Genomic DNA, 24,328 nt, shown 5'->3' on the forward strand with positions numbered 1-24,328 from the left:
AGAATAGCAATGAACGATTAGCCCTATCAAGCCGCGAGCGGGAATAATACGCCCCATAGAATTAAGACCATTGAATAGTGAGGAGAAGATATGTTCGCAAGCCAGGAAGGCAAAGCCGTACCGCAGGTTATCTTTCATACGCGTCAGCATGATCGTTGGGTTGATCTCACGACTGACGCGTTGTTCAAAGACAAAACCGTTATCGTGTTCTCGCTGCCGGGGGCGTTTACACCAACCTGTTCATCGAGCCACCTGCCACGCTACAACGAGCTGTTCAGCACCTTTGCGCAGCACGGGGTCGACAGCATTCTGTGCGTGTCCGTTAACGATACCTTTGTCATGAATGCGTGGAAGGCCGATCAGCGCGCTGAACATATCACCTTTATTCCGGACGGCAACGGCGACTTCACCCGCGGTATGAATATGCTGGTAGAAAAAGCCGACGTGGGTTTTGGTCCGCGCTCGTGGCGTTATTCCATGCTGGTGCGCAACGGCATCATTGAGAAGATGTTTGTCGAGCCGAACAAGCCGGGCGATCCGTTTGAAGTGTCGGATGCCGATACGCTGCTGCGCTATCTGGCGCCTGAATATAAGGTGCAGGAATCCGTGTCGGTGTTTACCAAACCCGGCTGTCCATTCTGCACCAAAGCGAAACAGCTGCTGATTGATCGCAGCATTGCGTTTGAAGAAATCGTCCTGGGGCAAGATGCCACAACCGTGAGTCTACGTGCCGTATCAGGCCGCGCCACGGTGCCTCAGGTATTTATCGGTGGTCGTCATATTGGCGGCAGCGACGATCTGGAGCAGTACCTGCTATCTGCTTAAAACCAATCACTGTGCCGGCTGGGAGTGGCCTGCCCTTGATGATGTGCCTATAAAAAAAGATGTAATTCCGAAGCTAGAGGTTGGCGGGCTACCGAAACGGTGCCCGCTTTTTTTTGCTCTGAATTTGCCCGGTCGCCATGAATGGCGCCCCTACAATGTAGGGTGCGCATTTATGCGCACCGATTTACTCACTTAGGCGTTTCTGGGCTTCACCGATGGCAAATGCGACCTGCTGAGGCGACACGCCACCCTGCGCATTACGCTTATCAAGGCAAGATTGCAGCGACAGAATCGGATAGACATCATCCTCAATTACCGCGCTGAACTGCTTGAGTTGCGCCAAACTGAGCGCTTCCAGCGCCACGCCTTGCCTGATTGCTTCGACCACCGTTTCACCGACAATATGGTGCGCTTCACGGAACGGTACGCCTTTTGCCACCAGATAATCGGCCAGCTCGGTGGAGTTAGCGTAGCCCTGTTCAGCGGCTTCCTGGCAACGTGGACGTTTCACCTGAATGCCGTCCAGCACCAGCACCGACATATGCAGGCAATCGAGCCAGGTGTCGAGTGCATCGAACAGCCCTTCTTTGTCTTCTTGCATATCTTTGTTATACGCCAGCGGTAAGCCTTTCAGCGTCATCATCATGCCGGTTAGCGCACCTTGTACACGGCCACATTTGCCACGGATCAGCTCCAGCGCATCCGGGTTTTTCTTCTGCGGCATCAGCGACGAACCGGAAGTCACTTTATCCGACAGCTCCAGGAATCCCGCTTCGCCGGTGTTGAAGAAGATCAGGTCTTCCGCAAAGCGCGACAGATGCACCATGCCAATTGAGGCATCTGACAGCAACTCCAGCACATGGTCGCGATCGGAAACGGTATCAAGGCTGTTACGCGTGGCAGACGCAAACCCTAACCAGCCCGCCAGCTGCTGACGATCGATCTCATACGCGGTACCGGCCAGCGCGCCGCAACCCAGCGGGCTGACGTCCATACGCTTCAGCGCATCCTGTAAACGGCTCTCATCACGCGCCAGCATCTCAACGTACGCCAGGCACCAGTGCGCGAAGGTCACTGGCTGCGCACGTTGCAGGTGCGTGTAACCCGGCATCACCGCATCCTGATTGGCTGCTGCGGTGGTAACCAGCGCGGATTGCAGTTCACGCGTCGCCTCCAGCAGCACGGCAACCTGCTCTTTGCACCACAGTTTCAGATCGGTCGCGACCTGATCGTTACGGCTACGGCCGGTGTGCAATTTCTTGCCCAGCGCGCCGACTTTATCGATCAGCTTGCCTTCCACCCAACTGTGAATATCTTCGGCATCGCTTTGCAGAATCTGTTCAGGATTGGCGCGTACCTCGGCCAGCAGTTCCTGCAGCGCGCTTTCCAGCTGTTGCTGCTCGTCATGGGTCAGCACGTTGACCGTGACCAGCGCTTTTGACCAGGCAATCGAGCCGGTAATGTCCTGCTCGGCCAGGCGATAATCAAAACGCAGCGAATCATTGAACTGTTTGAACCGTTGGTCTGCTGCCTGCGAAAAACGTCCGCCCCAAAGTGCCATCTGAATTACTCCTGAATCCGTTATAGAAAAGGCGGCCCGAAGCCGCCCTTGCAAAATGTGTCGCTTGCCGCGGTATTACTTCTTCTGCTCGTTCAGCGCGCGAATGCGTGAAGAGAGCGAGAACAGACGGATAAAGCCGCCCGCGTGACGGTGATCGTAAACTTCGTCTTCGCCAAAGGTGGCAAACTCTTCTGAGTACAAGCTGTTAGCAGAGGTTTTCTGAATCGCCGTGGCCTGGCCTTTGTACAGCTGCAGCACCACTTCACCGTTCACCTCTTCTGCCAGTGATTCGGCAGCGGCCTGGATAGATTTACGCAGCGGCGCGAACCAGCGGCCATCGTAAACCACGTAAGACATTTCGTGGCCCAGCTGCTCACGCCATTTGAAGCTATCGCGATCCAGCACCAGCTGTTCAACCGCACGCAGCGCGTTCACCATGATGGTGCCGCCCGGAGTTTCATAGCAGCCACGCGACTTAATGCCCACCAGACGGTTTTCCACGATGTCGATACGACCCACGCCGTGTTTCGCGCCCAGCACGTTAAGTTTTTCCAGGCACTGGAACGGGCTCAGCTTCTCGCCGTTCACTGCAACGACGCGGCCTTTCTCGACGGTAACCGTGACGTTTTCTGGCTGATCGGGCGCTTCCAGCGGATCAACGGTCCACACCCAGCAATCTTTATTCGGTGCATTAGCCGGGCTTTCCAGCACGCCACCTTCCGTGGAGATGTGCCATGCGTTCTCATCACGGCTGTAGATTTTTTCCAGCGACGCGGTGGTCGGGATGTTGCGCTCTTTCAGATAATCCAGCAGCGCTTCACGTGAACGCAGGTTCCACTCACGCCATGGCGCAACCACTTTCAGCTGTGGCGCCAGCGCGGTGTAGGTGGTTTCGAAACGCACTTGGTCGTTACCTTTGCCGGTTGCGCCGTGGCACAGCGCATCAGCGCCCACTTTCAATGCCAGCTCAACCTGTGCTTTAGCGATGATGGGACGCGCCATCGACGTTCCCAGCAGGTAAGTGCCTTCGTACAGTGCGCCGGTCTGCAGCACTGGATAAACATATTCGCTGATGAACTCTTCGCGCAGATCCACCACGTGGCACTCAGAAGCGCCGGACTGCAGCGCTTTCTTCTCAACGCCTTCCAGATCGCTACGTTCCTGACCGATATCCGCCACAAACGCCACCACTTCACAGCCGCCATAGTTCTCTTTCAACCACGGAATGATGGCTGAAGTATCGAGGCCGCCTGAATAAGCCAGTACGATTTTTTTGATGTTTTGCGTGCTCATGTCTTAATCCTTGATTATGCGAGAATCCGGGTGCCAATCGACACGCCGTTGAAAAGGGTTGGCAGTTGTTCAGCATGACGCCAGCTGGCGATATCCACCGGGCGACCGAGCGTGCGCGCCGCATCGAGCGCTGCGTTCACTTTCACGATCATGCCATCGGTGATGATGCCCTGGGCGATCAGCTGTTCCGCTTTCGCTGCAGTCATCTCTTCGATGCGCTGACCTTTGCCGTCGAGAATACCGCTGACATCGGATAACAGCACTAAATCGGCACCGAGCGTTGCGGCCAGCGCGGTCGCGGCCTGGTCGGCATTGACGTTCATCAACTCGCCGCCGTCGGTGATACCAATCGAGCTGATCACCGGCATGTAGCCTGCCGCCAGCAAGGTGTTCACCAGCGCCGGATTACCCGGCGTGGCGTTACCAACATGGCCGAGCTCTTCATCGAACTGCGCCACATTGACCAAACCGGCATCGCCTAGGCACAAACCCACGGCGCCGATGCCATATTTCTTCGCCCACGCCAGCAGCGTTTTGTTGGCGGTACCGGCTAACGCACCGGTAATAATGTCAATCTGATCGGCTGGCGTCACGCGCAAACCGTTCTTCTTTTTCACCGGCAGCGCGAGCTTCTTCATCAGCTCGTCCACCACGCAACCGCCGCCGTGCACAATGATCAGCGGACGCTGATGTTCATTGCGATACGCCAGCAGGGCATCAAACAGACGGGCCAGCGCTTCTTCGCTATCCAGCAGCACGCCACCCAGTTTAATGATTAAAGGATTCATTGCGTTATCCGTTGGTTAAATCAGAGACAGCGTTTCGGGGAAGCCGAAACGAATGTTCAAACACTGAACCGCCTGCGATGAGGCGCCTTTCAGCAGGTTATCTTCAGCGGCGACCACAATCAGGTGCTCGCCTTGCATGGCGAAGCCGATATCGCAGAACGGCAAACCGACCACCGCTTTCAGCGCCGGAACGCCTTTGTCATACACGCGCACCAGCGGTTTGTCGTGGTAAGCATGATGGAAGGCCTCGGCCACATCCTGCTGCGTCACGCCCGCTTTCAGGCGGCAGGTGGTGGTCGACAAGATTCCGCGCGGGAAACTGCCCAGATGTGGCGTGAAGATCACTGGCGTGCCGAGATGCGCGACGATTTCCGGATGATGACGATGATTAAACAGGCCGTACGGCTGCAAACTCACTTCACAGAAGCTGGTGGCAACATTAGCTTTGCGCCCTGCACCGCTCACGCCGCTGGTAGCATTAATCACCGGCCACTGTGCATCGTTAAGCAGACCCGCCTCGATGAGTGGTTTCAGCGAAAGCTGTGCTGCGGTTGGGTAGCAACCCGGCACCGCAACCAGCTGCGCGTCTTTGATTTGGTCGTGCTGCCATTCGGCAAGACCGTAAACCGCTTTATCCAGCCAATCCTGATGCTGATGGCTGAAACCGTAATATTGCGTATAGAAAGCGTCGTCGTTGACGCGGAACGCGCCGGAGAGATCGAAGACCACGCAACCTGCTTTGAGGAATTCGGGTGCCAGATCGTGGCTGACTTCGTGGGCAGTCGCGAGGAACACCACATCCACTTTATCGGCCCATTCTGCGGCGTCGCTCAGCGGGTGCAGCGGCAAATCGACAATGCCTTTGAGCTGCGGATGCAAATCCGACAATAACTTTCCAGCATCCGGGCTTTGCGCTGAAACCGCCAAAGCGGTTATGTTCATATGCGGATGGCGATTCAGGTAGGTGGCAAGCTCTACGCCAGCGTAACCACTGGCACCAACGATCAGCGTATTCAACATCAGGCTGTATACCTTATTACAGTCACACGTATCGGGTCGCGGCCTTGCCCCGTTGCCCAGGATGCCGTTTGCAGAAGATTTGATGCTTCACATGCAAGCGACGTTATTGTATTTTTATTCACTATTAATGCATGAATATTGATACATCCTAACCCAAGGACCGTCAACAGTGAAGACAAAATTACCACCTTTTATCGAACTCTACCGCCAGTTGATTGCCACGCCATCAATCAGCGCAACCGACAGCGCACTGGATCAGAGTAATGAAACTTTAATCAATTTGCTGGCCGGCTGGTTCCGCGATATTGGCTTCAGCGTCGAAGTGCAGCCGGTGCCTGGCACGCGGCATAAATTTAATATGTTGGCGCGCAGCGGATTGGGCGCGGGCGGCCTGTTGCTGGCCGGTCATACCGATACTGTACCGTACGATGATGGCCGCTGGACGCGCGATCCCTTCACGCTGACCGAACATGACAACAAGCTTTATGGCTTGGGCACCGCCGATATGAAAGGCTTCTTCGCGTTTATTCTGGATGCGCTGCGTGACGTTGACGTGACCAAACTCAGCAAGCCGCTCTACATCCTCGCAACCGCCGATGAAGAGACCACCATGGCGGGTGCGAAGTATTTCTCTGAATCGACCCAGCTGCGTCCGGATTGCGCCATTATCGGCGAGCCAACGTCGCTCAAACCGGTGCGCGCGCACAAAGGTCATCTATCGAATGTGATCCGTATTCAGGGGCAATCGGGCCACTCCAGCGATCCGTCGCGCGGCGTGAACGCCATCGAACTGATGCATGAATCCATCACTCAACTGATGCAGCTGCGTAACACCTTGAAAGAACGCTACAACCACGACGGCTTTGCTATTCCATATCCAACCATGAACTTTGGCCATATTCATGGCGGCGACGCGGCTAACCGCATCTGCGCCTGCTGTGAATTGCACATGGATATTCGTCCGCTGCCAGGCTTAACTCTGAGCGATTTGGATGGTCTGCTGAACGACGCGTTGGCGCCGGTCAGCGCGCGCTGGCCGGGACGTTTAACCGTGGGCGAGCTGCATCCGCCTATTCCAGGCTACGAATGCCCTGCCGATCATGAGCTGGTGCAAGTGGTGGAGAAACTATTGGGTGTGCCGACTGAAGTGGTGAACTATTGCACTGAAGCGCCATTTATCCAGCAATTGTGCCCAACGCTGGTGTTAGGCCCGGGATCTATCAATCAAGCCCATCAGCCGGATGAGTTTATTGATACCGCATTTATCAAGCCGACTCATGCGCTTATCACCCAGGTTGTGCAGCATTTTTGTCATTGATGAACAACAGATGGGGCATTTCACTGTTAAATCAGCAAATTGCCCCGTCATTGTTCGGGATTTGATAATAAGAATAACTTATCTCGCTTCGCTGCAAGCAAATTCTTTGAATTTCCGCTATTTAGCCGCACATTCATGCGGATTTAAGTCAATTGACGTACAAGAAGATACGTGGCTAGATAAAAGACGATGTTATGCCCGTGGATAATTCCCGTGGGGATATTTAAAAAGATGATGAGGGTGTCAGGGTCCAATGAACGAACAATATTCCGCAATGCGAAGTAATGTCAGTATGCTCGGCAAACTGCTCGGGGATACGATTAAGGATGCACTAGGAGAGAACATCCTCGACCAGGTGGAGACCATCCGTAAACTCTCTAAGTCATCCCGCGCGGGAAATGACACCCATCGTCAGGAACTACTGAACACGCTGCAAAATCTGTCAAATGACGAGCTGCTGCCGGTTGCGCGTGCGTTTAGCCAGTTCCTTAATCTCACCAACGTCGCTGAGCAGTATCAAACCATTTCCCGCAGCGGCGATGGCGCGAATCATCCTGAGCTGCTGAAGAAGACCTTCGAGCGTCTGAAACAGCAAGGTGATATCAGCGAAGCCGCTATCCGCCAGTCGATTGAAGAGCTGTCGCTGGAGCTGGTGCTGACGGCACACCCCACCGAAATTACCCGCCGCACGCTGATCCATATGCTCGGCGAAGTGAACAGCTGTTTACAGCAACTCGATCACAGCGATATCTCTGACTACGAGCGTACGCAGGTGATGCGCCGTCTGCGTCAGCTGGTGGCACAAGCGTGGCATACCGATGAGATCCGCAAATATCGTCCAACGCCCATCGATGAAGCCAAATGGGGCTTTGCCGTGGTGGAAAACAGCCTGTGGCAAGGCGTGCCTGCCTTCCTGCGCGAGCTGAATGAACAGGTGGAAGAGACCTTTGGCATTAAGCTGCCAGTCGATTTCGTGCCGATCAAATTTACCTCGTGGATGGGCGGCGACCGTGACGGCAACCCAAACGTTACCGCACCGATTACCCGCCACGCGATGCAGCTGAGCCGCTGGAAAGCCGCGGACCTGTTCCTGCGTGATATCGGCGTGCTGGTTTCTGAGCTGTCGATGTCCGAATGCAGCGACGAAGTGCGCGAGCTGTGCGGCGATCCGGAAGCGCTGGAGCCGTATCGTATGGTGCTGAAACGCCTGCGCAGCCAGCTGATGACGACACAAGCTTATTTGGAACGTCGTCTGAAAGGCGAGCGCCTGCCGCGTCCGACCGATCTGCTGGTTTCTAACGATCAGCTGTGGGAACCGCTGTTCGCTATCTATCAGTCTTTACAACAGTGCGGCATGGGCATCATCGCCAATGGCCAGCTGCTGGATACGCTGCGCCGCGTGAAGTGCTTCGGCGTGCCGCTGGTGCGTATCGATATCCGTCAGGAGAGCACCCGCCATACCCAGGCGATTGCTGAAGTGACGCGCTATCTCGGCCTCGGTGATTACGAAAGCTGGTCAGAAGCGGACAAACAGGCCTTCCTGATCCGTGAACTGAATTCTAAGCGTCCGCTGTTGCCGCATCAGTGGGAACCTGGCGATGAAACGCGTGAAGTGCTCGATACCTGCAAAGTGGTGGCCGAAGCGCCGCAGGGCTCAATTGCCTCTTACGTGATTTCGATGGCGAAAACGCCGTCAGACGTGTTGGCGGTACATCTGCTGCTGAAAGAAGCCGGTATTCCTTACGCCATGCCGGTGGCGCCGCTGTTCGAAACCCTTGATGACCTCAACAACGCCAATGACGTGATGACGCAGCTGCTGAGCATCGACTGGTATCGCGGCTTTATCAACGGCAAGCAGATGGTGATGATTGGCTATTCCGACTCGGCGAAAGATGCCGGCGTGATGGCCGCCAGCTGGGCGCAATATCAGGCACAGGACGCGCTAATCAAAACCTGTGAGAGCGCCGGCATCACGCTGACGCTGTTCCACGGACGCGGTGGCTCAATTGGCCGTGGCGGCGCACCGGCACACGCCGCGCTGTTGTCACAACCGCCGGGCAGCCTAAAAGGCGGTCTGCGCGTGACCGAACAAGGCGAGATGATTCGCTTCAAATACGGTTTGCCTGAAGTCACTATCGCCAGCCTATCGCTGTATACCGGTGCGATTCTGGAAGCTAACCTGCTGCCACCACCGGAACCGAAGCGCGAATGGCAGGAGATCATGAACGGCCTTTCGGCGCACTCCTGTGCCATGTATCGCGGCTATGTGCGTGAGAATCCCGACTTCGTACCGTACTTCCGTTCGGCAACGCCGGAGCAAGAGCTGGGTAAATTGCCGCTGGGCTCACGTCCGGCAAAACGTCGCCCAACCGGCGGTGTGGAATCGCTGCGCGCCATTCCGTGGATCTTTGCCTGGACGCAAAACCGCCTGATGTTGCCGGCCTGGCTGGGTGCAGGCGCCGCGCTGCAGAAAGCGATGGATGAAGGTCATCAGGATGAGCTGGAAACCATGTGCCGCGATTGGCCGTTCTTCTCGACGCGTCTTGGCATGCTGGAGATGGTGTTCTCGAAAGCCGATCTGTGGCTGGCGGAATACTACGATCAGCGTCTGGTGGATAAGTCGCTGTGGCCGCTCGGCAAGCAGCTACGCGATCAGCTGGATGCGGATATTAAAGCGGTGCTGACCATCGCCAATGATGCGCACCTGATGGCTGACCAACCGTGGATTGCCGAATCCATCGCGCTGCGTAACGTGTATACCGATCCGCTGAACGTATTGCAGGCTGAACTGCTGCATCGTTCACGTGCGCAGGAAGAGCGCGGTGATGCGCCGGATGCGCGCGTTGAGCAAGCGCTAATGGTGACGATTGCCGGTGTTGCAGCGGGTATGCGAAATACCGGTTAACAAAGAGGCATGATGTGAAAAAGGAGCCAGCTGGCTCCTTTTTTTATGGGTTCTGCACCCTGGTGTCAGGTGCGCATGAATGCACCCCCTACAGCATCAGCACTGGCAAATTGTAGGGGCGCCATTCATGGCGACCACCGCATCACCTTAGGCGCTAATCCCCGGGCGCACGCCCAGCGTGTGGCAAATGGCGTAACTCATCTCGGCGCGGTTCAGCGTATAGAAGTGGAAATCCTTCACCCCTTCGCGCGACAGGATTTTCACCATGTCCATGGCAACGTTAGCGCCGACCATTTTGCGCGTTTCCGGATCGTTATCGAGGCCTTCAAACATCGCGCTCATCCAGCCTGGCACGCGGACATTGGTCATGGTGGCGAAGCGCTGCAGCTGCTTAAAGTTGGATACCGGCAGAATGCCCGGCACGATTTCAACGTCGATGCTGGCCGCGACGCAGCGATCGCGGAAACGCAGGTAACTTTCAACGTCAAAGAAAAATTGGGTAATGGCGCGGTTCGCACCGGCATCAATTTTGCGCTTTAAGTTGATGAGATCGGCCTGCGCGCTTTTCGCTTCCGGATGTACTTCCGGATAAGCCGCCACAGAAATATCAAAATCGCCAACGTCTTTCAGCAACGCTACCAGGTCCGAACCGTACATTTCTGGTTTGCCGCCGCCCGGTGGTAAATCACCGCGCAGTGCCACGATATGACGAATGCCGCTGTCCCAGTAATCACGGGCGATGCCACGCAGTTCATCACGCGTGGCGTCGATACAGGTCAGATGCGGCGCCGCTTCTAAACCGGTGCGATCTTTGATGCCTTTAATAATGCTGTGCGTGCGATCGCGCTCGCCCGAGTTGGCGCCGTAGGTCACGGAGACGAATTTCGGTTTCAGGCTGCTCAGCCGATCGATTGAGCTCCACAGGGTTTCTTCCATTTCGCTGGTACGTGGCGGGAAAAACTCAAAAGAGACATTAATTTGCCCATTCAGCTCAGCCAGGCTCTGGTTCAACGCTTCGCGTTGATTGGCGTGAAAGAAACTCATCCTAATTACCTCATCATCACACAGCGATTATTTTTCGGCCCGCGAACATCCATACGTTTAGACGTCCAGATGCACAAAATGAACCATTACCGCGTTAGCGTCAACTTAAAATTAATCAGCAGGCGTGACAAATCTTCAAACAACGTGAAAGCGTTTCATGATGGGAGGGATAAAGTGAAAAAGGCAGACGGGCGGAGCCGTCTGCCTATTGTGGAAGGTTACAGCAGCTGTGCGAGGCGATTGATGTCAGATTGCAGTGCACCCGCCGTCACATCACGACCTGCGCCAGGACCGCGAATCACCAGCGGATTATCACGATACCAGCGGCTTTCGATGGCAAACACGTTATCACACGGCAGCAGCGCGGCCAGCGGATGCTCAGGGCGTACCGCTTCCACGCCGACGCGCGCTTTGCCATTGGCATCGAAACGCGCCACGTAACGCAGCACCAGACCCAGTTCCTGCGCCGCTTCCAGACGCTGTAGCATCTGCTCATTGAGCTCATCAGCATTTTCGAAGAAATGATCAATCGACTCACCGTCGCAAATCGACGGCACCAGCGATTCCACCCGCACCTGATCCGGCTCGATGTCGTAGCCCGCTTCGCGCGCCAGAATCACCAGCTTGCGCATCACATCCTGCCCAGACAGATCAACGCGTGGATCGGGTTCAGTCAGGCCTTGCTGCCAGGCCTGGTCGACCAGCTCGCTGAATGGAACCGTGCCGTCAAACTGCAGGAACAACCAGGAAAGTGTGCCAGAGAAAATGCCGCTGATCGCCAGAATGCTATCACCGCTTTCTCGCAAATCACGCACCGTGTGATTGACCGGCAAACCGGCGCCCACGGTCGCGTTATAGAGCCAGTGACGCCCGGTTTTGGCGAAGGCATCACGCACCTGACGCCAGCTCTGGCCGCTGGATGCACCGGCGACCTTATTGGCGCTGATCACGTGGAAACCGTGGCTGGCGAAATCATGATACTGCTGCGCCAGCTGCTCGCTCGCCGTGACGTCCAGCACCACCAAATCATCGAACGGGTGCGCGCGCATCCACAGGAACAGCGACTCTTCATCGCGCTCAACCGCTTCGTCATCGAAAAACGCCAGCGCGCGGCTGGCTTCCAGACCGTCGTAGCTCAGCAAACTGCGGCTGCTGTCCGCCACGCCCGCCAGCACATATTCAAATCCGGTACGCGCCGACAGCGTTTCCTGCTCGCGCGCAAACAGCTCCAGCCAGCGGGATCCAATATTGCCTTTGCCGAAAAGTATCAGGCCAATGCGCTTTTCCGCGCGGAACAGCGACTGATGCAAGCCCTGAATCAGGTGCTGCGTTGGCCCAACGCGCAGTACAGCAACAATGCTGATGTGATCTTCAGACTGCCAGACAAATTCCACCGGCTGATCTTTGATCTGCTGCCAGAAGCGATGGCTATGCAGCGGATTACGCGTTACGCCTGCTCCCACTAGCGCCACCAGCGCTAAGCCGTCGCGCAGCTGCAGATGACCCGGCAACGCGGCATCCTGCAGCAGATTAAAGGCGCTGTTCACCACTTCAGAGGTGTAACACAGCTGCAGCAGGCGGCGATCGGGATGAATCCCCATCGCCAGCGGCCGTAGCTGCGCGCGCTTCAGCAGCAGATCGATCTCTTTCTGCTGCGTTTTGAAATCGTGATTAGCCGGGATCTCAATCTCAACCAGACACACATCATCGTGGCTGGTGACAATCCGCGCACCGGTACCAGAAGCCAGCACGCGCTCGATGCGCGTCGAGCCCTGCTCCGGTTGGTAGCTGCAACGCAGCTGCAAATCGATATCGCTATTAGAAACCGGCTGCAAGGTGCGAGTGTGCAATACCGGCGCCGCCAGACGCGCCAGCTCGCTGGCTTCATCCAGACGCAGCAGCGGCAGCAGGCAGGCATCAGAGACTTTGCGTGGATCGGCGCTATACACGCCCGCCACATCGCTCCAGATGGTCACGCGACCCACACCCGCCAGCGCACCAATCTGCGTGGCCGAGTAGTCCGAGCCGTTACGGCCTAGCAAGACCGTTTCACCGGCATCGCTGCGGCTGATAAATCCGGTTACCACCAAACGCTTATGCGGATGCTGGGTCAACAGCTCCTGCAGCAGCGGCCAGGATTTTCCTTCATCCACCTGCGGCTGTGCGGCACGTTCGGCACGCAGGAAGTCACGCGCATCAAGCCAGGCCGCTTCAATTTCGCGCTGGCTTAATACTGCAGCCATTAAGCGCGCCGACCAGATTTCGCCGTGGCCGACCACTTCGGCATAAACCGCGTCGGTGATGGTGCCGTCGAGCAGTGCCGCCAACCGTTCCAGATCGCGTATAAAGGTAGAGGTCAGGGTTTCGGCATATTCAGCAGGCAGCAGCGCAGCAATAAGCTCGCTGTGAAAGCGGCGTAAAGCCTGTTGCACCTGATGGGCAGATAAGCGATCGCTCTGGCTTAATTTCAGCCAGCTAATCAACTGGTTGGTGGTGCTGCCTGCGGCAGAGACCACCATTAAGTCGCCTGGCTGGCTGTAATCCGCCATGATGCTGGCTACGCGTTGATAGCAACGTGCGTCGGCCAGGCTACTGCCACCAAATTTATGCAACTGCTTGATCGGCGTTCCCGCGCCTGCTGAAATCGTCATGGTTACCCCTCGGCTGCGATCCTGAATGCATTATCCAGATCGGCGATTAAATCTTCGTGATCTTCAATTCCCACTGAAATACGCAGCAGTGTTTCAGAAATTCCCGCTGCCGCGCGCGCTTCTGCAGACATGCCCGCATGCGTCATGGTCGCGGTATGCGAAATCAAACTCTCTACACCGCCCAGTGATTCAGCCAGCGTAAACAGCTGCAGTGCTTTCAGGAAGCGGCGCAGGCGCGCTTCATCAGCATCAATTTCGAAACTCAACATGGCGCCAAAGCCACGCTGCTGACGTACCGCAAACTCATGACCGGCGTTTTCCGGCAGAGACGGATGATACAGTTTTTTCACCAGCGGTTGTTGCTTCAGGTAATCAACAATTGCCAATGCGTTGCGTTGTGCAGCGGCGATACGCGGCGACAGCGTGCGTAAACCGCGTAGCAGCAGGTAGCTATCAAACGCAGCGCCAGTGACACCAATATTATTCGCCCACCAGGCAAGATCGGTCGCCATCGCCGGATCTTTAGAGATGACTGCGCCTGCAACCACATCGGAGTGGCCGTTCAGGTATTTGGTACAGGAGTGAACCACCAGATCGGCACCCAGCGCCAGCGGGTTTTGCAGCGCCGGGCTAAGGAAGGTGTTATCCACCACGCTAATCGCGCCGGCTTCGCGCGCGGCGGCACAAATGCTGGCAATATCAACCACGCGCAATAGCGGATTGCTTGGGCTCTCGACCAGCACCAGCTTTGGCTTCTCAGCTAATGCAGCAGCCAGCGCGGCTTTATCGCCCTGATCAACAAACTTCACGCGATAGGCACCGCGCTTACTCAGGCTATCGAACAGACGATAGCTGCCGCCGTAGCAGTCATGAGGCGCGACCAGTAAATCGCCCGGCTTCAGGAACACGGTGGTCACCAGATGAATCGCTGACATGCCGGTATTGGTTAAGACCGCACCTGCGCCCCCCTCCAGCTCCGCCAGCGCACGCTGAACCACATCGCGCGTCGGATTACCGCGGCGTGAATAGTCATGCGCGCGCGGCTCATTGAAGTCGAGGAAGTTATAAGTACTGGAGAGATGAATCGGTGGGACAACGCAGCCATATTGCTCGTCATCATTCAAACCGCTGCGTACTGCGATGGTTGCCTGTTTGCGCGTCATGGTGCCTACTGTTCCTGAAGAAAAAGAAGAGCAACAGAATAACATTCAGCGCATAGACGTCAATACATCTGGACATCTAAATGTCTTTGCGTATAGATTGAGCAAATCATCAATAACCGCTAAAATTGTCCGTCATCGCCTGGTGTTCAGCGCGCTTTCCTTTTCAAAAGCGATGCTCAAGCATAAAACCTGCGGTTTAAGGGGTCAGGTATCGAAAAATCGGGCATAATCAACGGATTTCCCCATATTCAACTTTTATTGATTAAGGTAACCCATGGCTGAATGGAACGGCGAATATATCAGCCCTTACGCTGAACATGGTAAGAAGAGCGAGCAGGTTAAGAAAATCACAGTTTCTATCCCGCTGAAAGTGCTGAAGATTTTAACGGATGAGCGTACACGCCGTCAGGTGAATAACCTGCGTCACGCTACCAACAGCGAACTGCTGTGTGAAGCCTTTTTGCATGCTTTCACCGGGCAGCCTCTGCCGAACGATGTCGATCTGCGCAAAGAACGCAGTGATGAAATTCCGGAAGAAGCAAAACAGATTATGCGTGAGATGGGCATCGATCCCGATAGTTGGGAATACTGACGCCAGAAATAAAAAAACCCAGCCGAAGCTGGGTTTTTTCTTGCTTCCGAATCGTGATGATTCGACGGCAAATAATCTTATTTCTTGCTTGCTGGCACGCTGAAACGCTTGTTGAAGCGATCTACACGGCCACCGGTGTCAGCAACACGCTGCTTACCAGTATAGAACGGGTGGCATTTGCCGCACACGTCCAGGTTCAGACCAGAAGCCATGGTTGAACGGGTGTTGATCACGTTACCGCAAGAGCAAGTCATGGTTACTGCTTCGTACTTAGGGTGAATACCTTGTTTCATGGGAGAACCTCATAAAAGGCCGTGTCGCTCTCCGCGCCAGGCTCTCAGCCTGCACAGCACCACACGCGATTGAACATTAAGTGTATGCTCCGACGAGCAATCTCATCGAAGGCGGCATAGTATACAGAAATTAACCAGTTTTAGCAAATCACTACTCTAGATACCCGCTCAGTGTATCAGCGTGTACACTACTTCTCCTTAATTCAGAACCGGATAGAGATTCACATGCCCGTTGTTCAGGTTGCCCTGCCCGTTCCGCTACCTCGTCTGTTTGATTACTTGCTGCCTGCCGATGCGCCGCAGCCGGTGGCAGGCGCACGCGTGAATGTGCCGTTCGGCAATCGCAAAATGATCGGCATTGTGGTTGGTACGCGCGAAACCAGCGATCTCCCGTTAACGCAGCTCAAGCAGATTGAGAGCGTGCTCGACGATGAAAGTCTGTTCTCGCCCGCGCTGTGGCGCATCCTGCATTGGGCGGCTCATTATTATCACTCACCGCTCGGTGAAGTGCTGAGCCATGCGCTGCCGGTGCTGCTGCGCCAGGGCAAACCGGCTCAGGAAGCACCGCTGTGGCAATGGGTGATCAATGATGCTGGACGAGAAGTGGCGATGGAGAGCCTGAAGCGCGCGCCGAAACAGCAGCAGGCGCTGGCGATGCTGCGTCAGCAGCCGTTGTATCGTCATCAGGTCAGCGAACACGATTTTACCGATGCCGCCCTGCAAGCGTTGCGCGCGAAAGGCTTGTGCGATCTGCGTGAACACGCGCCGCAAATGCACGACTGGCGCAGCAGCTTCGCCGTAAAAGGCGAACGCCTGCGCCTGAATACCGATCAGGCGATGGCGGTGGGCGCGATGCGCAGCGAAGACGACCACTACGCACCCTGGCTACTGGCGGGAATTACCGGTTCGGGTAAAACCGAAGTGTATCTTAGCGTGCTGGAGAATGTGCTGGCACGCGGCAAACAGGCGCTGGTGCTGGTGCCGGAGATCGGCCTGACGCCACAAACAATCGCCCGCTTCCGCGAACGTTTTGATGCGCCGATTGATGTGTTGCACTCGGCGCTCAACGATAGTGAACGCCTTGCGGTTTGGCTGCGCGCGCGCAGCGGCGAAACCGCGATTGTTATCGGAACGCGTTCAGCACTGTTCACGCCGCTGGCGCGTCCGGGTGTGATCATTATTGATGAAGAGCACGATAGCTCGTACAAACAGCAGGAAGGCTGGCGCTATCAGGCGCGCGATCTGGCAGTATTTCGCGCCCATGAAGAAGACATCCCGATTGTGATGGGATCGGCCACGCCCGCGCTGGAAACCTTGCACAACGTACGCGTTGGCAAATATCGCCAGCTCAATCTCACCAAACGCGCGGGCAATGCCAAACCGGCGTTACAGCAGTTGATTGATCTGAAAGGTCAGCAGCTGAAAGGAGGATTGGCACCCGCGCTGCTCGGCAAAATGCGCCAGCATCTGCAGGCTGATAATCAGGTGCTGCTGTTTCTCAACCGCCGCGGTTTCTCACCGGCGCTGATGTGTCATGATTGCGGCTGGCTGGCAGAGTGCCAGCGCTGCGACAGCTACTACACGCTGCATCAGAATCATCGCCAGTTGCGCTGCCATCATTGCGATAGCCAGCGCCCGCTACCTAATCAGTGTCCGGGCTGCGGCTCAACGCATTTGATGCCGGTCGGCGTAGGCACCGAACAGCTGGAACAGCAGCTCGGTACGTTATTCCCTGGCGTACCGGTGTCGCGCATCGATCGCGATACCACCAGCCGCAAAGGTGCGCTGGAGCAGCATCTGGCCGATGTGCATCGCGGCGGTGCGCGCATTCTGGTCGGCACACAAATGCTGGCGAAAGGTCACCATTTCCCGGATGTCACGCTGGTGTCGCTGCTGGATGTTGATGGCGCGCTGTTTTCCGCCGATTTCCGCGCCGCCGAGCGTTTCGCTCAGCTCTATACCCAGGTTGCTGGCCGCGCTGGTCGCGCTGGGAAACAGGGCGAAGTGTTGCTGCAAACCCACCATCCAGAACATCCACTGCTGCAAACCCTGTTGCATCGCGGCTATTTTGCCTTTGCCGATCAAACGCTGCTAGAGCGTCAATCAGTTCAGCTGCCGCCGTGGACCAGCCACGCCCTGTTCCGCGCCGAAGATATGGATAACCAGCAGGCAGCGGAATTTCTTACGCAACTGCGCAATTTACTGGAAGCCAGTCCAATGAAAGATGAGTCGATGTGGCTGATGGGGCCCGTTCCTGCACTGGCGCCTAAACGCAGCGGGCGCTGGCGCTGGCAGTTACTGGTGCAACATCCGTCACGTAAACGTTTGCAACAGTTGCTGAGCGGATCGCTGCCATTGATCGCTACTTTGCCCGCCGCGCGCAAAGTGAAATGGACGTTAGATATCGATCCCACCGAGAGTTAAGCCACGCTACAACTGCGAGCCAGATCGAAAAAAGTCGCACAAGTCACAATTTTTATGCAAATTAAGTAACAACCCGGCGCGACCTTGGGTTAACAATAGTGCCGACCCGGTTGAAGCCCGGCATTCTCTGTAAATCAATGCGCTGTACCGCGTCAGGAGTTATACGTTGGACCAGAAGCAATCCTCAACCGCCGCCACCATGAAAGATGTGGCTGAGAAAGCCGGTGTTTCTACCGCCACGGTTTCACGTGCGTTGATGAATCCAGAAAAAGTCTCTGCCGCTACCCGGCTCAAAGTCGAAAAAGCGGTGCTTGCCGTGGGCTACGCGCCGCACGGTTTGGCGCGCAACGCCAAACGCGGTGAAACGCAAACTATTCTGGTGATTGTGCCGGACATCTGCGATCCCTTTTTCAGTGAGATTATCCGCGGCGTAGAAGTGACCGCCGCGCAGGAAGGTTATCTGGTCCTGATTGGAGATTGTGCCCATCAAAATCAGCAGGAAAAAACCTTCCTGAATTTAATGCTGACGCGGCAAATTGACGGCATGGTGCTGCTGGGTTCACAGCTGCCGTTTGATGCAGGCATTGAAGATCAGCGCAATCTGCCGCCGATGGTGATGGGAAATGAATTTGCCCCAGAAATGGCGCTGCCAACGGTGCACATTGATAACCTGACGGCGGCATTTGAAGCCGTTAATCATCTCTTGCAGCTTGGTCATCGTCAAATCGCCTGCATCACCGGACCAGAACACGTTCCGCTCAGCCAGTATCGTTTGCAGGGCTACATTCAGGCGCTGCGCCGCAGCAGCATCGCCATCGATCCCACCATGATTGTGCACGGTGATTTCACCTTTGAAGCAGGCGCCAGCGCGCTGAAGCAGTTAATGAGCTTGCCGCAACCGCCAAAAGCCATCTTCTGCCATAGCGATTTGATGGCGCTGGGTGCCATGAACCAGGCGCGCAAACTTGGCATGCGCATTCCACAGGATTTGTCTGTGGTGGGTTTCGATGATATCGAGCTCGCACAATATTACGATCCACCCTTGACCACCGTCGCGCAGCCGCGCTTTGCTATTGGCCGCGAAGCGATGCTGCTATTACTCGATGAGCTGCAAGGGAAACGCGTGAATAACGGATCACGTCTGCTGGATGCGGAGCTGCGCGTACGCGGTAGTACCGCACCGGCGGCAAAACGCGAAAAATAGCGTAACGACCCCAGAATTTTCAGCCGATTCTGAAGGCAGACTGTGCTGGTCAAAGTTCCAGCCCTTGCGTAACATGGCGCATTCGTTGCCGGGCGATTAATCGCAATTTTTCACGCCCATTGGCATTTTTTTGAAGGGTATCAGAACGAAAGTGGCACAGAAAGATTATGTAGGCCGCGGGCGTTCAACAGGGACGCGTCGCAAAAAACCCGCCAGCCGCAGCAAGAAAAGCAAAGGCGGCTCCGGCACTTCAAAAATCATGATGATACTGGCTGTGGCCGTGCTGGTCACCTTTGCCGGTGGTTTATGGTTCATCTCGCACCATAAGAAAGAAGAGATTGAGGTTATTCCGAATCATAAAGCCAATGGTAACGGCCTGCCGCCGAAGCCGGAAGAGCGCTGGAAGTACATCAAAGAGCTGGAAAATCGTCAGATTACCGTTCCATCACCGACTGAGCCTTCGGCGGGTGGCGTACAATCACAAACTCAGCTAACCGATGAACAGCGCCAGCTACTGGATCAAATGCAGGCCGATATGCGCCAGCAGCCTACGCAGCTGAATGAAGTACCGTGGAATGAACAAACCCCGGCGCAGCGCCAGCAAACGCTGCAGCGTCAACAGGTACAGCAACAACAGCAGCAGGTGCAACAACGCCAGCAGCAACAGTTACAGCAGCAGCAGCGCCAACAGCAGTTGCAGCAGCAACAGGCCGCGCGTCAGCAGCAGCAACCTGCGCCGATCACGCGCGAGCCAACGCAGCAGAGCAAGCCGCAGGAAACCGCCAGGGCGAAACCTGAAGAGAAAACCTCTTCGCAACGCTGGATGGTGCAGTGTGGTTCGTTCAAAGGCACCGATCAGGCGGAATCCGTGCGCGCCGGTCTGGCATTTGAAGGATTTGAGAGCCGTATTACGACCGGCGGTGGCTGGAATCGCGTGGTGATCGGACCGTTTAAAGATCGCAGCAGCGCGGACAGCACGGTCAAACGCTTACACAGCTCCGGCCACAGCAGTTGTATTCCCCTCGCTTTACCTTAAATTCTTTAGGGGTTGAAACTCCCCAATCCTGCCCCATATCTGGTTGCATGATACTCCGCGCCGAGTGCGCGGAGTTCCTTTTCTACTGCAACAAGGGGTCTGCCCGTGACAACAATAGTAAGTGTACGACGCAACGGCCAGGTAGTGATTGGCGGTGATGGCCAGGCTACGCTCGGCAATACCGTAATGAAAGGCAATGTTAAAAAAGTCCGTCGTCTTTACAACGATAAAGTGATCGCTGGCTTTGCTGGCGGTACCGCAGATGCCTTCACCCTGTTTGAACTGTTTGAGCGCAAGCTGGAGATGCACCAGGGTCATTTGGTGAAAGCGGCGGTCGAACTGGCGAAAGATTGGCGTACCGATCGCATGCTGCGCCGCCTTGAAGCGCTGCTGGCGGTCGCTGACGAAAACGCCTCACTGATCATCAGCGGCAACGGCGACGTTATTCAGCCGGAAAATGACCTGATTGCGATTGGTTCTGGCGGGCCTTACGCTCAGGCAGCAGCACGCGCACTGCTGGAGAACACGGACATTGGTGCACAAGATATTGTGGAGAAGGCGCTGAACATCGCCGGCGATATCTGTATCTACACCAACCACAACATCAACATCGAAGCATTGCCGTCTAAGGCGTAAGGATCAAAATCATGTCCGAGATGACTCCACGCGAGATTGTCAGCGAGCTTAACCGCTTTATTATCGGCCAGGACGGCGCAAAAAAGGCGGTCGCCATCGCCCTGCGTAACCGCTGGCGCCGCATGCAGCTCGACGAAGAGCTGCGCCACGAAGTCACGCCGAAAAATATTCTGATGATTGGTCCTACTGGTGTGGGTAAAACCGAGATAGCGCGTCGCCTGGCTAAACTGGCTAACGCACCGTTTATTAAAGTAGAAGCGACCAAATTCACTGAAGTCGGTTATGTCGGTAAAGAAGTCGACTCTATTATTCGCGATCTGACCGACTCTGCCATCAAAATGGTGCGCAGCCAGGCGATTGAGAAGAACAAATACCGCGCCGAAGAGATGGCAGAAGAGCGCATCCTTGATGTGCTGATCCCACCGGCGAAAAATAACTGGGGCCAGGCTGAGCAAGCGGCTGAGCCCTCGGCAGCGCGTCAGTCTTTCCGCAAGAAATTGCGCGAAGGCCAGCTGGACGACAAAGAGATTGAAATCGATCTGGCCGCTTCCTCAGCCGGCGTTGAAATCATGGCGCCTCCTGGCATGGAAGAGATGACCAGCCAGCTGCAATCGATGTTCCAGAATCTCGGTGGCCAGAAGCAGAAACCGCGTAAGCTGAAAATCAAAGAAGCTATGAAGCTGTTGATTGAAGAAGAAGCGGCCAAGCTGGTGAATCCGGAAGAGCTGAAGCAGGATGCCATTGATGCGGTTGAGCAGCACGGCATCGTGTTTATCGACGAAATCGATAAAATCTGTAAGCGCGGCGGTCAGAATGCCGGTGGTCCAGACGTTTCACGTGAAGGTGTGCAGCGCGATCTGCTGCCGCTGGTTGAAGGCTGCACCGTATCCACCAAGCACGGCATGGTGAAAACCGACCACATTCTGTTTATCGCATCCGGTGCGTTCCAGGTTGCCAGCCCTTCCGATCTGATTCCAGAGCTGCAGGGCCGTCTGCCGATCCGCGTTGAGCTGCAGGCGCTGACCGTCAACGACTTCGAACGTATCCTGACCGAACCGAACGCCTCGGTGACCGTACAGTACAAAGCGCTGATGGGTACTGAAGGGGTTAACATCGACTTTACCGATGATGCGGTGCGTCGTATTGCCGAAGCAGCGTGGCAGGTGAACGAAACCACTGAGAACATCGGTGCGCGTCGTCTGCATACCGTGCTGGAGCGTTTGATGGAAGATATCTCCTATGACGCCAGCGATCGTAACGGCGAGTCGATTACCATCGATGCCGAGTACGTTGGTAAGCATCTGGATGAGCTGGTAGCCGACGAAGATCTCAGCCGCTTCATTCTGTAAGCGTCGTCCCCGCTATTCCCGCCCGGCCACTGCGCCGGGCTTTTTATTACGCAGGATATTGATGCAGCGCTTTTTTTGGCGGTTGATGATTTTGCCAACAATCGCCAGATAGCGATATACTTAGCGCTCCTGTGGCAAACAGACGAAAACCCTCATGAAATACGATACATCTGAACTCTGTGACATCTACCACGAAGCTGTGAACGTTGTTGAACCGCTTTTTTCTAACTTTGGTGGGCGCAGCTCATTCGGTGGTCAAATCACCACAGTGAAATGTTTCGAAGACAACGGCTTACTCTACGATTTGCTGGAAGAGAATGGTCGGGGTCGCGTATTGCTGGTGGATGGCGGCGGCTCGGTACGTCGCGCACTGGTCGATGCTCAGCTGGCGACTTTGGCAGCGCAAAATGAGTGGGAAGGCATTGTGATTTACGGTTCGGTGCGTCAGGTTGATGACCTGGAAGAGCTGGAAATCGGCATTCAGGCGATTGCGGCAATTCCGGTGGGAGCCGCGGGTGAAGGCATTGGCGAGAGTGACGTACGCGTTAACTTTGGCGGCGTAACCTTCTTCTCTGGCGATCATCTGTATGCCGACAATACCGGCATTATCCTGTCTGAAGACGCGCTCGACATCGAGTAAGCCGCAACAAAAACGGGTGCCGCGGCACCCGTTGGTTTAAGCGATAACGCTTAAACTTCTTCCATTTTTCCCAGCAGTGCTCGCAGACGATCCTGCCAGACGTGCTGCTCTTCTTTTAGATGCTGGTTTTCACGTACCAGCGCATCCTGGTTGCCTGAAGCCTGGCTGACTTCGTTTTTCAGGTTATTGTTTTGCTCTTTCAGCTCTTCAATTTCCATCTGCAGCAGAGTGATGGTATCAATCGCCTGCTGTACTTTCGCTTCCAGTTTCTCGAATACTTCAAATGACATCTTTCTGACCTCTCCTAAATCTTGCAAGGCGTTGATGGGGCTGGTGCATGCCTTATTATGGTGCGCTCAGCCACGATGACTCGATTGTATGTAGCCAAACCCAGCAAGTCCAGCGGCACAAGGCCTGCGAGGGCAGTCTGTAACACTTTTCAGTCAATGCCTAAAAAAATGCGCATCTTCGCGCATTTGTGTGGGCGATCACCTAAAGATCTTCCCGCCAGATAGGGTGAATGGGCCTTAAAGAAACGCAAAAGACGCGAAAACGCGCATTTTTATGACGCAGTACACAATTTTCAATTTCGCTATTTCTCGTTTATGCTCGTTAACGATAAATTCACATCAACCCTACATTAAAAGCTGGGCGACTCATGGATGAGAACAAAAACTGATAAAATTTAACCTCGCTTCAGGAATGCCATTATGAGTCAAACAACTAACACACTAACAGGTCAGTGCATCGCCGAATTTATTGGCACCGGTTTGATCATCTTTTTTGGTGCAGGCTGCGTTGCCGCACTGAAATTGGCCGGTGCTGCGTTCGGTCAGTGGGAAATTTGTATTATCTGGGGCTTAGCAGTATCCATGGCGGTCTATCTGAGCGCCGGTGTCTCAGGCGGGCATCTTAACCCAGCCGTCACCATCGCGCTGTGCCTGTTCGCAAACTTTGAAGGTCGTAAAGTTGTCCCGTACATCCTGGCGCAGGTTGCCGGCGCCTTCTGCGCTGCCGCGTTGGTTTACGGTCTTTACTACAATTTGTTCGTGGATTTTGAAACCAGCCACCAGATGGTACGCGGTAGCGTCGAAAGCCTCGATTTGGCCGGTATCTTCTCTACCTATCCGAACCCGCACATCAGTGTTGGTCAGGCGTTCCTGGTTGAGATGGTGATTACTGCAGTACTGATGGGCGTGATTATGGCGCTCACCGATGACGGCAACGGTGTTCCACGTGGTCCGCTGGCCCCACTGTTGATTGGTCTGCTGGTGGCCATTATCGGTGGTGCTATGGGTCCACTGACCGGCTTCGCACTGAATCCAGCGCGTGACTTCGGTCCGAAACTGTTCGCCTTCTTCGCCGGCTGGGGCAACGTCGCGTTCACCGGTGGCAAAGATATTCCTTACTTCCTGGTTCCGATTTTTGGCCCGCTGATCGGTGCCTGCCTCGGAGCCTTCGGTTATCGCTCACTGATTGGTCGTCACCTGCCAGTTAACGTTGCGGAAGCCAGCACAGCAGAAAAACCGGTTGCACGCGCTCAGCAGCGTAAAGCCTAAGTTTCATTGATACATCATCAGGAAAGC

At 55.4% G+C, this 24,328-nt stretch carries 20 protein-coding genes; 11 read left to right on the forward strand and 9 right to left on the reverse strand.

Translation table 11 applies throughout. The features are described from left to right. Positions 1 to 90: 90 nt before the first annotated feature. The gene (locus AC07WB_RS18805) at positions 91 to 825 is read left to right on the forward strand and encodes a glutathione peroxidase (RefSeq protein ID WP_494940999.1); all 735 of its coding nucleotides are present in this window, start codon (positions 91 to 93) and stop codon (positions 823 to 825) included. Between the two features lie 184 nt (positions 826 to 1,009). Here AC07WB_RS18805 and argH read toward each other — a convergent pair whose 3' ends face one another. The 4 genes from argH to argC form a co-directional block, all read right to left on the reverse strand. Further along, on the reverse strand, positions 1,010 to 2,386 hold the full coding sequence (argH, locus tag AC07WB_RS18810) for an argininosuccinate lyase (protein WP_097095662.1): 1,377 nt from the start codon (positions 2,384 to 2,386) through the stop codon (positions 1,010 to 1,012). A gap of 75 nt (positions 2,387 to 2,461) precedes the next feature. Continuing rightward, a complete protein-coding gene (locus AC07WB_RS18815) occupies positions 2,462 to 3,679 on the reverse strand; it encodes an argininosuccinate synthase (protein WP_097095661.1) in 1,218 nt (405 codons plus the stop codon). A gap of 14 nt (positions 3,680 to 3,693) precedes the next feature. After that, the gene (gene argB, locus AC07WB_RS18820) at positions 3,694 to 4,467 is read right to left on the reverse strand and encodes an acetylglutamate kinase (RefSeq protein WP_256697808.1); all 774 of its coding nucleotides are present in this window, start codon (positions 4,465 to 4,467) and stop codon (positions 3,694 to 3,696) included. A gap of 15 nt (positions 4,468 to 4,482) precedes the next feature. Further along, a complete protein-coding gene (gene argC, locus AC07WB_RS18825; RefSeq protein ID WP_494941000.1) occupies positions 4,483 to 5,487 on the reverse strand; it encodes an N-acetyl-gamma-glutamyl-phosphate reductase in 1,005 nt (334 codons plus the stop codon). 169 nt (positions 5,488 to 5,656) lie between these two features. Between argC and argE the strand changes: the two genes are divergently transcribed. Together argE and ppc are read left to right on the forward strand one after the other, a co-directional pair. Continuing rightward, a complete protein-coding gene (gene argE, locus AC07WB_RS18830; protein WP_007885409.1) occupies positions 5,657 to 6,805 on the forward strand; it encodes an acetylornithine deacetylase in 1,149 nt (382 codons plus the stop codon). Positions 6,806 to 7,058: 253 nt separating this feature from the next. Continuing rightward, positions 7,059 to 9,710, forward strand: coding sequence for a phosphoenolpyruvate carboxylase (gene ppc / locus AC07WB_RS18835; protein WP_345827778.1), 2,652 nt, complete (start codon positions 7,059 to 7,061; stop codon positions 9,708 to 9,710). A 147-nt stretch (positions 9,711 to 9,857) separates the two neighbouring features. On the opposite strand, the gene metF is transcribed toward ppc, so the two are convergent. The 3 genes from metF to metB all read right to left on the reverse strand — a co-directional run bounded on the left by metF (position 9,858) and on the right by metB (position 14,568). Next, entirely contained in the window at positions 9,858 to 10,754 is an 897-nt protein-coding gene (gene metF / locus AC07WB_RS18840; RefSeq protein WP_097095657.1) for a methylenetetrahydrofolate reductase, read from the reverse strand. Between the two features lie 218 nt (positions 10,755 to 10,972). Continuing rightward, positions 10,973 to 13,405 (reverse strand): bifunctional aspartate kinase/homoserine dehydrogenase II, encoded by a 2,433-nt coding sequence (locus tag AC07WB_RS18845; RefSeq protein ID WP_097095656.1) that lies wholly within the window; start codon positions 13,403 to 13,405, stop codon positions 10,973 to 10,975. 2 nt (positions 13,406 to 13,407) lie between these two features. Continuing rightward, positions 13,408 to 14,568, reverse strand: coding sequence for a cystathionine gamma-synthase (gene metB / locus AC07WB_RS18850; protein WP_345827775.1), 1,161 nt, complete (start codon positions 14,566 to 14,568; stop codon positions 13,408 to 13,410). A 274-nt stretch (positions 14,569 to 14,842) separates the two neighbouring features. On the opposite strand from metB, the gene metJ reads away from it, so the two are divergent. Continuing rightward, positions 14,843 to 15,160: a met regulon transcriptional regulator MetJ gene (metJ, locus tag AC07WB_RS18855; RefSeq protein WP_007885403.1), complete on the forward strand. Its 318-nt coding sequence runs from the start codon at positions 14,843 to 14,845 to the stop codon at positions 15,158 to 15,160. Between the two features lie 77 nt (positions 15,161 to 15,237). On the opposite strand, the gene rpmE is transcribed toward metJ, so the two are convergent. After that, positions 15,238 to 15,453: a 50S ribosomal protein L31 gene (gene rpmE / locus AC07WB_RS18860; RefSeq protein WP_097095654.1), complete on the reverse strand. Its 216-nt coding sequence runs from the start codon at positions 15,451 to 15,453 to the stop codon at positions 15,238 to 15,240. A 225-nt stretch (positions 15,454 to 15,678) separates the two neighbouring features. On the opposite strand from rpmE, the gene priA reads away from it, so the two are divergent. The 6 genes from priA (at position 15,679) to rraA (ending at position 22,742) form a co-directional block, all read left to right on the forward strand. Next, positions 15,679 to 17,877: a primosomal protein N' gene (gene priA / locus AC07WB_RS18865; RefSeq protein WP_494941001.1), complete on the forward strand. Its 2,199-nt coding sequence runs from the start codon at positions 15,679 to 15,681 to the stop codon at positions 17,875 to 17,877. Between the two features lie 166 nt (positions 17,878 to 18,043). Next, positions 18,044 to 19,081, forward strand: coding sequence for a DNA-binding transcriptional regulator CytR (gene cytR / locus AC07WB_RS18870; protein WP_097095652.1), 1,038 nt, complete (start codon positions 18,044 to 18,046; stop codon positions 19,079 to 19,081). A gap of 151 nt (positions 19,082 to 19,232) precedes the next feature. Then, entirely contained in the window at positions 19,233 to 20,117 is an 885-nt protein-coding gene (gene ftsN, locus AC07WB_RS18875) for a cell division protein FtsN (RefSeq protein WP_494941002.1), read from the forward strand. A 105-nt stretch (positions 20,118 to 20,222) separates the two neighbouring features. After that, entirely contained in the window at positions 20,223 to 20,753 is a 531-nt protein-coding gene (gene hslV, locus AC07WB_RS18880; protein ID WP_007885391.1) for an ATP-dependent protease subunit HslV, read from the forward strand. An 11-nt stretch (positions 20,754 to 20,764) separates the two neighbouring features. Beyond that, the gene (gene hslU / locus AC07WB_RS18885; RefSeq protein ID WP_007885388.1) at positions 20,765 to 22,102 is read left to right on the forward strand and encodes an ATP-dependent protease ATPase subunit HslU; all 1,338 of its coding nucleotides are present in this window, start codon (positions 20,765 to 20,767) and stop codon (positions 22,100 to 22,102) included. Positions 22,103 to 22,256: 154 nt separating this feature from the next. Next, positions 22,257 to 22,742: a ribonuclease E activity regulator RraA gene (rraA, locus tag AC07WB_RS18890; protein ID WP_097095650.1), complete on the forward strand. Its 486-nt coding sequence runs from the start codon at positions 22,257 to 22,259 to the stop codon at positions 22,740 to 22,742. Positions 22,743 to 22,792: 50 nt separating this feature from the next. Here the strand turns inward: rraA and zapB are convergent, their stop codons facing one another. Further along, positions 22,793 to 23,032 carry a cell division protein ZapB gene (zapB, locus tag AC07WB_RS18895; RefSeq protein WP_097095649.1) on the reverse strand — a complete coding sequence of 80 codons (240 nt, stop codon included), beginning with the start codon at positions 23,030 to 23,032 and terminating at the stop codon, positions 22,793 to 22,795. A 420-nt stretch (positions 23,033 to 23,452) separates the two neighbouring features. Between zapB and AC07WB_RS18900 the strand changes: the two genes are divergently transcribed. Beyond that, positions 23,453 to 24,301, forward strand: a complete 849-nt coding sequence (locus AC07WB_RS18900; protein ID WP_097095648.1) for an MIP/aquaporin family protein — start codon at positions 23,453 to 23,455, stop codon at positions 24,299 to 24,301. Positions 24,302 to 24,328: the final 27 nt, after the last annotated feature.

The sequence above is a fragment of the Pantoea sp. GW821-FHT03E06 genome (assembly GCF_059420725.1).